This is a genomic window from Streptomyces sp. H27-C3, assembly GCF_030063415.1.
GTDB lineage: Bacteria > Actinomycetota > Actinomycetes > Streptomycetales > Streptomycetaceae > Streptomyces.
In genome coordinates, this window is record NZ_JASITA010000019.1 from 1 (window position 1) to 14280 (window position 14280).

Sequence of the window (14280 nt, forward strand, 5' to 3'; positions counted from 1 at the left end):
GCTGGGGTCACGACCGTGACCCCAGCCGCGCGGCCCAGGAATGTGTGACCGCTCCGGGCAGGAACGAATAGGGGTCCTGCGGGTCGTCGGCCGTGGCCTCGATCGCGATGCGATGACCGACACCGAGTTCTCGCGCCAGTTCCTCGAACACCTCGACCATGACAAGGTCCTGCACCGCGAGGCCGGTCGAGTCATAGACGGTGGTGACCGGAGACAGCCTGCGGTGCGCGTCGGTGTCCTGGAGAATCTCGGAGAGCGGGGGCCCGATCTCCTCGGGAGCGAGCTGCTGGCAGTCGCCCTCGGCCCTCGCCTGTTCCAGGTGGTCGGGGACGACGACCGCCTTACGAAGGAGGTCCAGCGGCAGCTCCGTCTTTCCGGGCATGTCGGAGCCGATGGTGTTGACGTGCACCCATGGCTTGAGCGCGGTTCCGCGGATGACCGGGCCCTCGTGCGGAGCGACCGAGGTGGCGGTGCACAGCACGTCGGCCAGCTCCTCCACCTCGTGCAGCGCCGCGACCCGCACGACTCCCTCGGGCAGCCGGGCCCTGGCCGCGAAGGAATTCTCGGCCCGCACATCCGTGTCGCAGACCAGCACCTCGGCGAACGGGAAGACGCGCGAAAGGGCGTGCAACTGTGTGACGGCCTGCGCGCCACAGCCCACCAGCCCGAGCACGGCGGAGTCCGGCCGGGCGAGCACCCGGCTGGCCAGCGCGGATGCCGCGCCCGTGCGGATGGCCGTGGCGAAGGTCCCGTCGACGACCGCCCGCAAGTGGCCGCTGTCCGCGTCGAAGGCGCACAGGGTCGACAGGATGGTGGGGAGCTGGTTCTTGACGGGGTTGTGCGGGTTGTAGCCGACCATCTTGATGGAGACCGTGGCACCGTGCCGGACCGCGGGCATCCACTCCAGCAGACCCAACTGCGGAGTGGTCAGAAGGAATCCGTCCCGCTGTTTCATCTCCACTGTCGCGCCGGAGCCACCCGTGAGGACGGCGGCCATGCGCTCGATCGTCAGATCGTACAGCTGCCCAAGCCCCACCTTCGCGACAATGGCGGAGATGGCTTCGGCGTCGACTATGTGTGTGTGCTCACCATGCAAGGGTCTCTCCTGGCCTCAGTGTTCCGACTTGTCGGAGGTGTTCGAATGGGCTGAAGGGGCGCGTCCGTGCCAGGACTGCCACAGGCCGGCGTAGGCGCCGCCCGCTGAGACGAGTTCAGTGTGGGGCCCCTGCTCGGTGATGCGGCCTTCCTCCATCACGACTACGCGATCCGCGTCGTGGGCCGTGTGGAGTCGGTGGGCGATGGCGATGACGGTGCGTCCGCGCAGCACGGCGGCGAGCGAACGCTCCAGGTCGCGGGCGGCCCGCGGGTCCAGCAGGGAGGTGGCCTCGTCGAGTACCAGGGTGTGCGGGTCGGCCAGCACGAGCCGGGCCAGCGCCAGCTGCTGGGCCTGGCCGGGCGACACCGGGCTCTCCTCGGTGCCCAGCTCGGTGTCGAGACCGTTCGGCAGCGCGGTTACCCAGGCCACCGCGTCCACGGCGGCCAGGGCCGCTGTCACCTGTTCGTCGGTGGCGTCCGGCGAGGCCAGTGCGACGTTCTCGCGCACCGTGCCGAGGAACACATGGTGTTCCTGCGTGACCAGGGCCACGTGGCGCCGCAGTTCTTCCAACGGCAGTTCGTGGAGAGGTACGCCGCCCAGCGTGACCGACCCGGTGCGCGGCTCGTGGATCCCGGCGAGGATCCGGCCGAGGGTGGTCTTCCCGGCCCCCGAGGGGCCGACGATGGCGATGCGCTCACCGGGGCTGGTGCTGAGGCTCACGTCTTCCAGCACGTCGTGACCGTCGCGATAGGAATAGGTGATGCTCTCCGCGGCGAGCTGGTCGCCGTCGGGCCGCCGGGCGGAGTCGCCCCCCGGGGCGGGTGCGGCCCCGACGCCGATCAGGCGGGCCAGTGAGGCATCGCCGACCTGCAACTCGTCGAGCCAGCCGAGCAGTTCGTCCAGGGGGTCGATCACGGCGCGGGTGTAGAGGGTCGCGGCGGTCACCTCGCCGAGGCTCACCCAGCCCTCGATGTAGAAGAGTCCGCCGAACAGCAGCGTGGCGGCGACCGGCAGGATGTACCCGAAGTCCATCAGCGGGAACCAGACGCTGCGCAGGAACAGCGTGTGCCGCTCGGCCCCGTTCGAACGCTCGACGTCCTTGTCCGTGCGGCGAACGCGCGAGCCGGCCCGGCGCAGCGACTCGACCGTCCGGGCGCCGGTCACTGTCTCGGAGAGTCCCTGGGTGAGCTCGGAGTAACTGGCAGCCTCGGCCAGGTAAGCCTCCCGGGCGCGCGCCAGGTACCAGCGCGTCGAGAAGACGATGAGCGGTACGGCGACGAGGCACGGCAGCACCATGATCGGACTGGTCACGATCAGGGCGACCAGCGTCAGCGCCACCGAGAGGCTCGCCACCAGGATCGACGGCGCGCCCAAACGTACCGCCCGCGACAGCGAATCCACGTCGCGGGTACTGCGGGTCAGCAGGTCACCGGCGCCGGCCTTCTCCACGGTGGACATGGGCAGCGTCAGGACCCGCCGGATGAATCCTTCCCGGATGTCCGCCAGTACCAGTTCCCCGAGCCGGGCGCCCTGGAGCCGGGCGACGCGGGTGAACACACCCTGGATCAGGAGGAGTCCGGCGATCACCGCGACAGTGACATCCACCTCGGTGGTGGTGATGCCCTTCTCCACGTCCTCGACCAGAGCGCCAAGCAGGGCGGGAACGACCAGGCCGCATGCCGTGGCGAGGACGAACCAGAACACGGTGCGGGTCAGTAGGCCGGTATGACTGCGCACCAACTCCCGTACGTGACGGCGGACCGTCTTCGCATCGGCTACCGGAAGACTCACTGTGCACTCCTTTGGGGGCGGCTGTCGGAAGGGTCGGGGCAGGAGACGGTCACGTCTCCTCCCGCATGACGACGGCCGCGTACTGGGACGTCCCGGAAGCCAGTTCACGGTGTGTGCCGATCACGACGACCTTGCCGTCCTCGACGAAGGCGACCTCGTCGGCCTGGTCGAGCAGCAGCGGGCTGTTGCTCACGACCACGGTCGTGAGCCCCTCCCTGGAGCTGTGCAGCCGTTCGGCGATGATCGATTCGGTGTGCGCGTCCACGGCGCTGGTCGGGTCGACCAGGACGAGCACTCCGGGAACGGAGGCCAGGGCCCGCGTCAGCCGCAGGCGCTGCTGCTGGCCGCCCGAGAAGGTGGAGCCCCCCTCGGTGACGAGGGTGTCCATACCGTCCGGCAGGGCTTCGACGATGTCCTCCGCGTTGGCCGTGTGCAGAGCCTGGGTCCGCACCCGGTCCGAGGACCCGCCCAGTTCCTCGCTCAGGACTCCGGAGAACAGGGTGTCGTCGTTGCGGGCCACCAGTACGAGATCCCTCACCTGCTCCAGCGGCAGGGTCTCCAACGGAACGCCCCCGACGGTGACCTGGCCCTGGGCGTAGCGCCCGAGCCGGTCGGCGATTTCGGCGCCTTCCTCCGGTGTGGCGGCGGCGATCGCGGTCAGCAGCCCCGGCCGGATCCGCAGTCCCGATGCCGCGTCGTACAGGTCCGGCGCCTCGCTGAGGTCGACCCGGGGGGTGCCTGCGGTGGGGTCGGGCTCCAGGGCCAGTACCCGCACGACCCGCTCCGCGGCCACGCCGGCGCCGACGAACGACTGCACCGCCGAGGTGACGGTGCGCATCGGCATCATGAGGAACGCGGCGTATCCGTAGGCGGCGACGAGGTCACCGGCCGAGAGCCCGCCCCCGACGGCGAGACGTGCCCCGATCCAGACGACCGCCACCACGAAGATCCCGGGGAGCAGCACCTCGGCGGCGGGCAGCACCGATTCGACCTTCGCCACGCGCACTCCAGCGTGGCGCACCCGCTGCGAGTCCTTGCGGTAGCGCTCGCCGAACGAGGCCTCGCCGCCGATGCCGCGCAGGACACGCAGACCGGACACGATGTCGCTGGCCCGGGCGGTCAATTCGCCCTGGAGGTCGCGGTAGTTGCCGATTCGCTTGTGAAGTGGGCTGAGCAGCGGGCCCGTTCCGGCGAGCAGGGCGGGGACGCCGATCAGGACCAGTAGCCCCAGGGTGAGTGACGTGGAGAGCAGCACCGCGGCGACGAGCACGATGGTGACCGCGCTACCGACACCTCGGGCGACGGCTCCGGGCAGGGCTCCGATGCGGGCAATGTCCGCCGTACCGATGGCGACCACTTCGCCGGCGGAGACCCGCTTCGGCAGCCCGGCGCCCAGTCGCGCGGCCTGGGCGGCCACGAGACGGATCGTCAGGTAGTTGGCCTTGAGTCGGCCGATCGTGTCACAGCGGTGCCGGCACACGCTGCCGACGGTGGTCACCAGGGCGAGCCCGATGATGACCCCCGTCCAGACCAGTAGTCCGTCGGTGTCCTTGTCCGACATGGCGTCGATGGCCCGGCCGATGGCGAAGGGACTCAGGCCCATGCTGGCCATCCACAAACAGCCCCAGAACACTCCGAGGGACAGTGTGCTCGACTGCCTGCCGATGAGCCATCGGAGATAGCTCTTGGGTGAGCGGAGATCCGGATCTCCCAGCTCGGGCAGTGGATTGTTGCTCGGCAATGCGACTTCCTTCGGGTTGTCCCGACCTCCGGATGTCCGGGGTCGGGCGGGGTGGCTGAGAGGAGTGGAGGTGGGGCGTCGTGCGTCGGGGGGGACGCCCTGGGACGTCGTCGGTCAGCTACCCGGTCCCAGCTGGCCCGCGATGAAACTCCGCAGCTCAGAGGTCACCTTGTGGGGGTCGGCGAGATGGTAGAAGTGGTCTCCTGCGAACGTCCGTACCGTGCTGGTTCCGGTGGAGCACCTACTCCACCGGTGGACGTGATCTTCGGTCACACCCGTATCTTCCTGCCCTCTCCATGCGCTGATCGGACAGGGGAGGAGGGTGTCCGCGACGGGCGGTGTGTAGGAGTCGCACATCGTGATGTCACCGCGCAGGGGCCGTGCGATCGCCGCTGCCAGACGGCCGTTGGCCGCTACGGCCGCGGGCACGGCCCCGTCGGCGACCAGTTCCGCGACGAGCTGCTGATCGCTCAGTTCAACCGCGCGGGACGGGCCCCCCTGGGCATCCGGCGCCCGGGCCGCCGACGCGACGAATCCGCTCGGCCACCGGCTGTGTGCCCGGCCCAGGACACGGGCCAGCTCGTACCCGACCAGAGCTCCCATGCTGTGGCCGAACACCATGTAGGGCCGGTCGAGCCGTGCGGCGAGCGCCGGGGCCAGTTCGTCGAGCACCTCCGCCATGGTGGTCGCGGGCTCCTCCCGCCACCGGTTCTCCCGGCCCGGCAGTTGTACGGCCAGCAACGCCACGTCGGGACCGAGCAGTTCCTGCCACGGGCGGAACTGATAGGCGCCGGAACCGGCGTGGGGCAGACACACCAACAGAGCCCTCGCGCCGCGTGGCGGCTCCCACTCCACGAGCGGACCCGGCTTCACAGCCACTCCCGTACGTCGTCGGCGAGCCCGCCCAGGACCTCAGGCAGTGTGTCATCGGCGTAGAAGTGCCCACCGGGATGGCGGCGCATGCGGAAGATCCCCGTGGTTTCCACCTGCCAGGCCTGCAGTCCGGTGGTTCCCACATGGGCATCGGCCTCGCCCGCCATGACGGTGATCGGGCAGGCGAGCGGTGCGTCGGCCCGGTAAACATGGTTTTCCAGCCATGCGCAGTCGGCGCGCAGGACGGGCAGCACCAGCTCGTGCATCTGTGGTTCCGCCACTATCCAGGCCGGCATCCCGCCGAGGGCGACAGCCCAGGCGAGCAGGTCCGTGTCGGACAGTTGGGAGACGGTTGGGTCGGTGTGCGGTTTCGCGGCGGGATGCGCCGAGCCGGAGACGAACAGCCCGGCGAGAGCCGGCCCACTGTCTCTTGCGAGCAGCCGAGCGACCTCGAAGGCGAGCAGACCCCCCATGCTGTGCCCGAACAGCACGATGGACCGGTCCGGATGCGCGCTCAGGTCGGCCGCTACGGCGGCCGCCGTGTCCTCGGGGGAGACCGCCGAGGGCTCGGCCACCCGGTTCTCCCGGCCGGGCAGTTGCACCGCCACGACCTCCAACCAGGCGGGCAGATATGCGGACCAGTCGCGGTATGCCGAAGCGGCGCCACCCGCGTGGGGCAGGCAGTACAGGGTGGTGTGGGCGTCCGGGCGCGGTGCGGTGCGCACCATGCTGCGGGAAGCGCCTGTCGTCGATGCGTGGGGGGCAGTCATGGGCGCGGGGGCTCAGGAACGCACGCGGTCGGCCCGCACACAGAGGACTTCTGCCACCACAGCCCGGTCGGCGGCCAGTTCCTCCGGCTTGAGCCCGGGACTCTCCGGTCCGCCAGGAGCAGCGGAGTGGTGCCCCGGGTTCAAGTGTGGCCTGGTGTAACGCCGATGAGGCAAGGGCCGGGCGACGACGGACGCGCGAAGGTGACGTTTCTGAATGGCAGACACACTGTTTCCCTTGCGAGTCGAGAGTGACGTTCAGCGGCAGAGTGCGGTCCATGGCTCGGCAGCCGGACACGACATCAACGGCACACGCAGCACAGGGAGATGGTGGCACGGCTCGGCCGCACCTGCTGCTCGGACACAGCCGCAATCGTGAATTCGCATGCCCCCTACCCCGTCGCCAACATTCCTATCACGGAGCGCACTTCGACGGGCAAGAGATATATCTCGACCGTCCGTTGTGTCCGAGTCGGAGTCAAATAAGAGCATAGTCCTACTCGGTGATGGAGTATCAAGTCGATAGCGGTGTGCTGTACGTCACATGGCTGTGCTGTATCGGTGCATGATTCACTGGCACGGAATTTGTGGAGTGGAGGTCAAGTCGACCTGGGCTCCTTTCTGGTGCGGGTTGCTCGAAGTAAGCAGGAGTGGCTCTGGTTCAGTCAGCGCGCGCGGAGAACCCAATGCCGCTGGACAGGTGCCCGTATCTCACGCTCCGATCGGGGTGTGGGGTGACCGCGTGAAGTCTTCGTGGCGATACAGCGCGACGGGACCGAGGGGATGTGTGGAATGGCGCAGGACGAACGTGGCGTAGCCGTGGTTTCAGGTGCGTCGTCGGGATTCGGTGAGAGAATCGCGCAGTTGTTGTCCCGGCAGGGTTACTCGGTGGTTGCTTTGGCCCGCCGGGCGGACCGTCTGAAGGTCCTGGCGGAGCAGGACTCCACAGGGGCGATCCTGCCGGTGGTCGCCGATGTCCGGGACCGGGAGGGCCTGGCACGAGCCCTCGATGACCTGCCCCCGGATTTCCGCGACATCTCGGTCCTCATCAACAACGCCGGCCTGTCCCGGGGTTTCGGGCCTCTGCAATCGGGCAATCCTGAGTTCTGGCGCGAGATGATCGACACGAACATCTCCGGTCTGCTGAACGTCAGCGAGGTGCTGCTTCCGCGACTCGTGTCCCGCGGCTCCGGTCATGTGGTGAACATTGGCTCGATCGCTGCGAACTACCCCTACATGGGCGGGAATGTCTACGCTGCCACCAAGGCCTTCGTGCATCAACTGTCGCTGAACATGCGCGTCGACCTCCAGGGCACGGGCGTCCGAGTGAGCTGCGTGGCGCCCGGGATGGCGAAAACCGAGTTTGCCCAGGTCCGTTTCGACGGGGACGTGGAGCGGGCGGACGCGCTCTATGAGGGCATCGACCCGCTCACTGCCGACGACGTGGCGGAAGCGGTGGCCTGGTGTGTGTCAAGGCCGGCCCACGTCAACATAAACATGATCGAACTGATGCCGTCCGAACAGAATTTCGGGCTTGGGTTCGCCGGCAGCCGGACCACTCCAGCGGACGGTGCGGATGTTACGTGAGTCCGTGCGGGCCGCCTCCCGGGAAGGGAACGCGCGGGACGGCCTCGTCGCGAGACCCGCGCGCCCCGAGGACGCGGAGCAGATCTCGCTGCTCTCGGCACCCTTTGTCGAGGACGGACTGCTCATCGCTCGGCCTCCCGCAGAGTTGGCCGAAAAAGTGCATGAATTCCTGGTCGCCTCGCAAGGAGGCCGCCTGGTCGGCTGTGCGGGGACGACCCGATCGGGGAGGAGCCTGGTCGTCTACAACCTGTGCATCGCCGCAGAATGGCAAGGCCGGGGAATCGGCCGCGATCTGATCGAAGTTGCCGCCAGTACTGGCAGAGAACAGGGATATCACTCCTTGTTGGCCGTCTCCCGATACGGCGGAGAATGGTTCGAGACGCTGGGATTCTCGAAAATACCGGTGGGCGAGATCCGCGACGAATGGCACACGCTGTTCCGCCCCGGCCGAAAATCCAGCCTTTATCGGTTGAGACTGACCGCCGAGCGGTCCGGAGACTGATTCATGTCCGCGTGCATGCTCATGCCGACCGAGGAGTGACACAGTTGATAATCTGCGGGTTGAAACTCACGCACGACGGTGCCGTCGCCCTTCTTGACGACGAACGCCTGGTTTTCAGTGTGGAGATGGAGAAGCTGGGAAACGCTCTGCGCTACAGCACCGTTGGCGACTTCAGCCTCATCCCCGGGATCCTGGCCGACTTCGGCTACAAGCCGGAGGACGTGGACGAGTGGGTCATCGACGGCTGGGACGGCGACGTGTCCGGCACGGTGGCCCTGCTCGACCAGGGTAGGCCGACGGAGGTCGTGGTCGGTCCGTACCGGGAGTCGCAGGCCTGCCCGGCGCTGGACCGGCCCAGCGTCTCGGGCACCTACCCGATGGACGGCGAGAGCTATCCGTACACCAGTTACCCGCACGCGGCGGGACACGTGGCGAGCGCGTACGTCTCCAGCCCGTTCGCCCAACGGGGCGAGAGCTCCTTCGTCCTCGTCTGGGACGGCGGACTCTTCCCGCGCCTCTACTGGGTGGACCCGGACGCCGGTGTGGAGAACCTGGGAGAGCTCTTTCCTCTCCTCGGGCATGCCTACGCCATCGCGGGACACCACTTCGGGCCCTTCCGCAGGGATGTCCAGTCGAACATGGTCGATGACCTGTCGATCGCAGGCAAACTCATGGCCTACATCGCGCTGGGCCAGGTGGACAAGGGCGCATTGGCCATTTTGCGGGAGGAGTTCCATCGCGTTTTCGAGAGCGACGAACCGGCCGCTGTGGAGTACCGCGCGACGGTCGGCGGTTACGGCAGCCTCTTCGAGCAGTCGGTACCGCCGGTGCACGAGTTCTATTCGGCGGTACGCGCCAGGGTGGTGGACAACGGAGTCAGCGACGAGGACGCGCTGGCCAGTGTGCACGCCTTCTTCGAAGGCCTCCTAGTCGAACGGATAACCGCCAAGGTCCGCGGGGCGAAGGGCGACGGCCCATGGAATCTGTGCTTCGCCGGCGGCTGCGCGCTGAACATCAAGTGGAACAGTGCGCTGCGCGAGGCGCCGGACTTCAGTGATGTGTGGGTCCCGCCGTTCCCCAACGACTCGGGATCGGCCATCGGCGCGGCAGCCCTGGGACGGGCTCAGCACGCCGGTATGACGCCGATGGCCTGGAACCCCCGGCTCGGCCCGGCGCTTTCCCCTTCGCCCGAGCTGCCCGTCAACTGGTCTATGGCAGCCTGTACTCCGGAGGAACTCGCCCGGATCCTCCACGAGTCCGGAGAGCCCGTGGTGGTCCTGCACGGCCGCGCCGAACTCGGCCCCCGCGCACTCGGCGGCCGAAGCATTCTGGCGGCTCCGGTCATGGCGTCGATGAAGGACGAGCTGAACCGCGTCAAGGACCGTGAGCCCTACCGGCCCATCGCTCCCATCTGCCTGGAGGGCGAGGCCCCGGCGATCTTCTCGCCCGGTACGCCGGACCCGCACATGCTCTTCGACCACGAGGTGCGGGCGGACTGGCGCGAACGCATACCGGCGGTCATTCACCTCGACGGCACCGCACGACTGCAGACGGTCGGCCCGGAGGACGACAGCCTGCTCTTCACCGTACTGTCCGCCTATCACCGGCTCAGCGGTGTCCCCGTGCTGTGCAACACCAGCGCCAACCTCAATGGGCACGGCTTCTTCCCCAACGTGGCTTCCGCAGCGCAGTGGGGCCGGGTCTCCCGGATCTGGAGCGCCGGGACGCTGTACCAGAGGACGGACGGCTGAGCCGAACCGTGATCTCGCAGGATTCCCGCTCCGGCTCCGCGGCGGCGCACGGCGTGGCAGAGGCCCTCATCGGCATCCTGCCCCGCCTGCGGGAGCTCCATGGCCAGACAGTGGTCGTGGTGGCCGGACACTCCGTCCTCGCGGACGAGGGGCTCAGGCACGCGTTCTGCGGCGACATCGCTTTCCTGCGGTACAGCGGGATGAGGCCCGTCGTGGTGCACGACGGCGGGCCTCACCTTCTCACTCGGCCGGAAAACGACGCCGCCGCACTTCGCGGGTACGTCGCGGGATACGTCCAGCGGGAGCTGGTGGGCCTGCTCAACGACCGCACCCCGTTCGCCGTCGGCATCACCGGCGAGGACGGCCGGACCCTGACGGTCCGCGACGGGGCGGACCTGCTGGTCGACACGGGAGTGGTCCGCACGCTGCTCGACAGCGGCCGAATTCCGGTGGTGTCGAGTATCGCGTACGGCAGCGATGGTGGCATCCACCACCTCGAAGCGAGATCGGCGGCCGCCTCGCTCGCCTCCGCGCTCGGAGGGTCCCTGGTGCTCCCGGCCGGGTCCGGAAGCCCGACGGACGCAACGTTAATCGACATGTCGGTGCCCCACGCCGTGCTGAGGCACCTCCACTGTCTCTGATGACGGTAGTAACCGGCCCTGCTCGGGGCGCAATCCGTGCGAGCGCCAGGAGAACCGGAGTCCGATCCTGTCAGTCCTGGCCAGGAACAGCGCTCGGTCAGAGAGCGGAGAGTTCCTCGACGAGATCGTCCAGACCCAAGGAGCCCAGTGACAGGGCCGCCATGTGCCAGGCTTTCGCGTCGAAGGCATCGCCGTGTGCGCGGCGGGCGTTCTCGCGGCCCAGAAGCCAGGCCCGTTCGCCGAGTTTGTAGCCGATGGCCTGCCCCGGCATGGACAGGTAGCGGGTGAGTTCGCTCTCGATGAAATCCGCGGGGCGGCTGCTGTGCAGACCGAAGAATTCCTGGGCGAGCGCGGGAGTCCACCGCTCACCGGGGTGGAACGGCGAGTCGGTGGGGATCTCCAGCTCTAGGTGCATGCCGATGTCCACGACCACCCGGATGGCGCGCATCATCTGGGCGTCCAGATAGCCGAGCCTGCGCTCAGGGGTGGTGAGGTAGCCCAACTCGTCCATGAGGCGCTCCGCGTACAGCGCCCAGCCCTCACAGTTGGCGCTCACCGCACCGACGGTCGCCTGATAGCGGGAAAGACTCTCAGCGACGTGCACCCACTGCGCGAGTTGCAGGTGATGTCCTGGCACACCTTCGTGGTACCACGTCGAGAGCAGGTCGTACACGGGGAAGCGGGTGGCGCCCATCGTCGGTAGCCAGGTTCGGCCAGGGCGGGTGAAGTCCTCCGACGGCGATGTGTAGTACGGAGCAGCTGCGCCGCCCGGCGGGGCGATACGGGACTCCACCTTGCGTACCCGGTCGGCGAGTTCGAAGTGGGTGCCGTCGAGCGCGTCCGTCGCCTCGTCCATTACGGTCTGCAGCCAGGACTGGACGGCGTCGACGCCCTCGATGTGCTCGCCGTGCTCGTCGAGGTGCTTGAGCGCCTCCCACGGGGTGGTCGCACTGGGCAGCACCTTCTGGGCCTCGGTCTCCATCTCACCGAGGATGCGGTGGTATTCGGACCAGCCGTACGCGTAGGCCTCGTCCAGGTCCAGGTCCGCGCCGTTGTAATAGCGGGACCAGCGGGCGTACCGCTCGCGGCCGACCGCGTCCGGAGACCCCTTGATGGCAGGGGCGTACACCTCGCGCATCCAGTCGCGGAGGTCCACCACGGCTTGGGTCGCTCCCGCGCCGGCGGAATCGAGTTCACTGCGCAGCGATGCGGGACCGGGCTCGGTGAACTGCTCGAACCAGCACTTGTCCCCGGTGTCCCCGGCCCACGCCGAGAGTTGACCGATGAAGGTGGCTGTGGGGCGTGGTGAGGCGTGCAGCTCGCGTTCGAGGCCCAGCTCGAGCGCGGTGCGGTAACCGGCCAGCGCCGCCGGGACCGTGCGCAGCCGCTCAGCGATCACAGCCCAGTCCTGCTCCGTCTCCGCGGGCGTCACGGCGAAGATCTCGCGAATGGAATGCACGGGCCCACCGATGTTCGCCACGGCACGCAGATGCTCGTCGGCCGCGCTGATGGCGAGCCTGGCCTCGAGGCGCTCCCGCAACAGACGTCCGCAGCGGCGTTCCACGTCGGTGGCGGCGCCGGGCGCTCGCTCGGCCTCATCGAGCCGACCCAGGGTGGTCCGGGCCAGGCGGGCCAATGAGTCCCGGCCTCTGGGCGACAGATCGGGGAGCTTGGCGTGGCTGTCCTCGACGCCCAGATACGTCCCGGTGACGGGGTCCAGGACAACGAGTTCTTCGACGTAGGTGTCGGCGACTCGGCGGGGCAGGGGCTCTGTCGTGGGGGCGTCTGACATGCCTACATTCTGATACGCGGGCAGGAGGCTGTCACCCGGTTCGCTGATCTTCCGTTCGAGGCCCCGGCAACCGGCCCGGGGTTGCCACCTCCTGCTGGGTGCGTGGCGCCGTGGTGGGGAAATCCCGAAGGCGGCGAAGGGGGAGCACAGGAGAAGGCAGTTGGTGACGAGCACGGAACCGACGACGATCCACATTGTGGTGCGGGGACCCAGCAGCGTGTTCACGGCGCCGCCGATCACCGTGCCCAGCGGAATGGTGCTGTAGTTGAGAACCAGCGTGGTCGCGGTGACACGGCCCAACATGTCGGGCGGGCAGTAGGTCTGCCGGAAGCTGACGATGATGACGTTGCAGGCCACGACGCCGGCCAGGACCACGGTGGTCCCCAACACGAACAGAGACAGCCACGGGCCCGGATCAGCGAGGGGGATGAGCAGTCCGAAGGGCGTTGTCGTCAGCTGGATGGTCAGCAGGGCGCGCGCAGTGCCGAAGCGGCGCGCCAGCCGTCCGGCAGCGAGCCCTCCCAGTACACCTCCCAGGCCGCCGCAGGCGATCAGGACGCCGACCAGGCCGGGTTCGGCTCCCACACTCAGTCGTGACTACACCGCCTCGCCGACGGCGGGCCTGTATAACATCTGTTACGTCAACGCCTTCCAGGCCCAGCCAGGAGCCGCAGAGGAGTGGGGTGATCTGCTGCTGCGGGACGCGCGCGGGGACATCGTCTATGACGAGGACTGGGGCGAGGCCATCCTGGACGTCCGCACCGACAGTAAGCGGCAGCGGATCGCCGCCAAGGTGAACCCCTGGATCGACATCTGCGCGAGCAAGGGCTTCCAGGCTGTCGAGCCGGACAACCTGGATACCTTCGAGCGGACCGATCTGATCAGTGAGGCCAACGCCAAGGCGTTCATCAGACTGCTCTCCGATCACGCCCACTGGAAGAACCTGGCGATCGCGCAGAAGAACACCTTGAGCTTCTCCACCGCTCGTCAGGAGACGGGCCTCGACTTCGCCATCACGGAAGAGTGCGGCGAGTGGGACGAGTGCGGTGACTACACCGAGGGATTCGGTGACAACGTGATCGTGATCGAGGACTAGGAGCAGGCCTTCAGGAAGACCTGTTCCGGATTCGGTGACCGGATCAGTGTCGTTCTGCGTGATCTCGACGTCACCGCCCCGGGGAACAAGGAGTACGTCCGTCGGACCTGCTGATCCGATCCACCGGAGCGGCCCTGCGACCTCCGCCGGGCCAGCGCTGCTGCGCCGGTTTCTTCTGGCTCGACGCCCCTGCTGCCGTCGACCTCTGAGTCCGTTCCAGGGGGGCGTCCTCGATGGCGGCTGTACGGATCACATTTGCTCTGGCGGGTGCCCCGGCTGCCACGGCGGCGTGACGCCGGTTACCCGCCGGGCATCAAGACGTTCCTTCCCCGCTGCCCGCGCTTGCGCGCCCTGGTGATTCCGTCAGCGAGGATCCTGCTCATGCCGCGGTCGCTCGATGAGCCTTCCCTTTCCGGTCGTGGAGCCGGGCGCGCTGTTCACTGAGGGCGGCAGCGTGCGCCTGTGCGCCAGGTGGTGGTGACGTCGGCGATGACCGTGTCGAGTCTGTCCCGGGCGCTCGCCAGGTCGCTGATCTGCGTGTCGATGCGGTCCCGCTCGGCCGAGAGTGATGCGAGCAGCTCTGGCGTCGCTTCTCCTGTCTCGACGCACGGCAGCCCTATTAGGGCGGGTCCACCAGCTGTTC

At 68.2% G+C, this 14280-nt stretch carries 11 protein-coding genes and 1 pseudogene; 5 read left to right on the top strand and 7 right to left on the bottom strand.

What is annotated here, in order from left to right; all coding sequences use genetic code 11:
- Positions 1 to 7: 7 nt before the first annotated feature.
- From QMK30_RS19995 to QMK30_RS20015, 5 genes are all read right to left on the bottom strand, one after another.
- Positions 8 to 1096 (bottom strand): ornithine cyclodeaminase family protein, encoded by a 1089-nt coding sequence (locus tag QMK30_RS19995; RefSeq protein WP_283519656.1) that lies wholly within the window; start codon positions 1094 to 1096, stop codon positions 8 to 10.
- A gap of 15 nt (positions 1097 to 1111) precedes the next feature.
- A complete protein-coding gene (locus QMK30_RS20000; protein ID WP_283519657.1) occupies positions 1112 to 2887 on the bottom strand; it encodes an ABC transporter ATP-binding protein in 1776 nt (591 codons plus the stop codon).
- A gap of 49 nt (positions 2888 to 2936) precedes the next feature.
- Positions 2937 to 4628, bottom strand: a complete 1692-nt coding sequence (locus QMK30_RS20005) for an ABC transporter transmembrane domain-containing protein (RefSeq protein ID WP_283519658.1) — start codon at positions 4626 to 4628, stop codon at positions 2937 to 2939.
- Between the two features lie 114 nt (positions 4629 to 4742).
- The gene (locus tag QMK30_RS20010; RefSeq protein ID WP_283519659.1) at positions 4743 to 5444 is read right to left on the bottom strand and encodes a thioesterase II family protein; all 702 of its coding nucleotides are present in this window, start codon (positions 5442 to 5444) and stop codon (positions 4743 to 4745) included.
- Between the two features lie 53 nt (positions 5445 to 5497).
- Positions 5498 to 6229: a thioesterase II family protein gene (locus QMK30_RS20015; RefSeq protein WP_283519660.1), complete on the bottom strand. Its 732-nt coding sequence runs from the start codon at positions 6227 to 6229 to the stop codon at positions 5498 to 5500.
- An 831-nt stretch (positions 6230 to 7060) separates the two neighbouring features.
- Between QMK30_RS20015 and QMK30_RS20020 the strand changes: the two genes are divergently transcribed.
- From QMK30_RS20020 to QMK30_RS20035, 4 genes are read left to right on the top strand one after another with little or no spacing between them, the layout of a single operon-like run.
- Positions 7061 to 7855 carry an SDR family NAD(P)-dependent oxidoreductase gene (locus QMK30_RS20020; RefSeq protein ID WP_283519661.1) on the top strand — a complete coding sequence of 265 codons (795 nt, stop codon included), beginning with the start codon at positions 7061 to 7063 and terminating at the stop codon, positions 7853 to 7855.
- Between the two features lie 4 nt (positions 7856 to 7859).
- On the top strand, positions 7860 to 8357 hold the full coding sequence (locus QMK30_RS20025) for a GNAT family N-acetyltransferase (protein ID WP_283519662.1): 498 nt from the start codon (positions 7860 to 7862) through the stop codon (positions 8355 to 8357).
- A gap of 59 nt (positions 8358 to 8416) precedes the next feature.
- The gene (locus QMK30_RS20030) at positions 8417 to 10108 is read left to right on the top strand and encodes a carbamoyltransferase N-terminal domain-containing protein (protein WP_283519663.1); all 1692 of its coding nucleotides are present in this window, start codon (positions 8417 to 8419) and stop codon (positions 10106 to 10108) included.
- Positions 10109 to 10116: 8 nt separating this feature from the next.
- A complete protein-coding gene (locus QMK30_RS20035) occupies positions 10117 to 10749 on the top strand; it encodes an amino acid kinase family protein (RefSeq protein ID WP_283519664.1) in 633 nt (210 codons plus the stop codon).
- 97 nt (positions 10750 to 10846) lie between these two features.
- On the opposite strand, the gene QMK30_RS20040 is transcribed toward QMK30_RS20035, so the two are convergent.
- Positions 10847 to 12541: a DUF885 domain-containing protein gene (locus tag QMK30_RS20040; protein WP_283519763.1), complete on the bottom strand. Its 1695-nt coding sequence runs from the start codon at positions 12539 to 12541 to the stop codon at positions 10847 to 10849.
- A gap of 123 nt (positions 12542 to 12664) precedes the next feature.
- Positions 12665 to 13078: pseudogene (locus QMK30_RS38490) on the bottom strand (MFS transporter); the annotation flags it as partial.
- Here QMK30_RS38490 and QMK30_RS20045 point away from each other — a divergent pair.
- Positions 12969 to 13637, top strand: a complete 669-nt coding sequence (locus QMK30_RS20045; RefSeq protein ID WP_502963173.1) for an endo alpha-1,4 polygalactosaminidase — start codon at positions 12969 to 12971, stop codon at positions 13635 to 13637. The pseudogene QMK30_RS38490 and the gene QMK30_RS20045 overlap by 110 nt on opposite strands.
- The last annotated feature ends 643 nt before the right edge of the window (positions 13638 to 14280 follow it).

What these genes read in the sequence shown, in the direction of transcription:
- QMK30_RS20015 (WP_283519660.1), bottom strand. Translation starts at nt 6,229, where the DNA reads ATGGTGCGCACCGCACCGCGCCCGGACGCCCACACCACCCTGTACTGC.
- QMK30_RS20020 (WP_283519661.1), top strand. Translation starts at nt 7,061, where the DNA reads ATGGCGCAGGACGAACGTGGCGTAGCCGTGGTTTCAGGTGCGTCGTCG.
- QMK30_RS20040 (WP_283519763.1), bottom strand. Translation starts at nt 12,541, where the DNA reads ATGTCAGACGCCCCCACGACAGAGCCCCTGCCCCGCCGAGTCGCCGAC.
- QMK30_RS20045 (WP_502963173.1), top strand. Translation starts at nt 12,969, where the DNA reads ATGAGCAGTCCGAAGGGCGTTGTCGTCAGCTGGATGGTCAGCAGGGCG.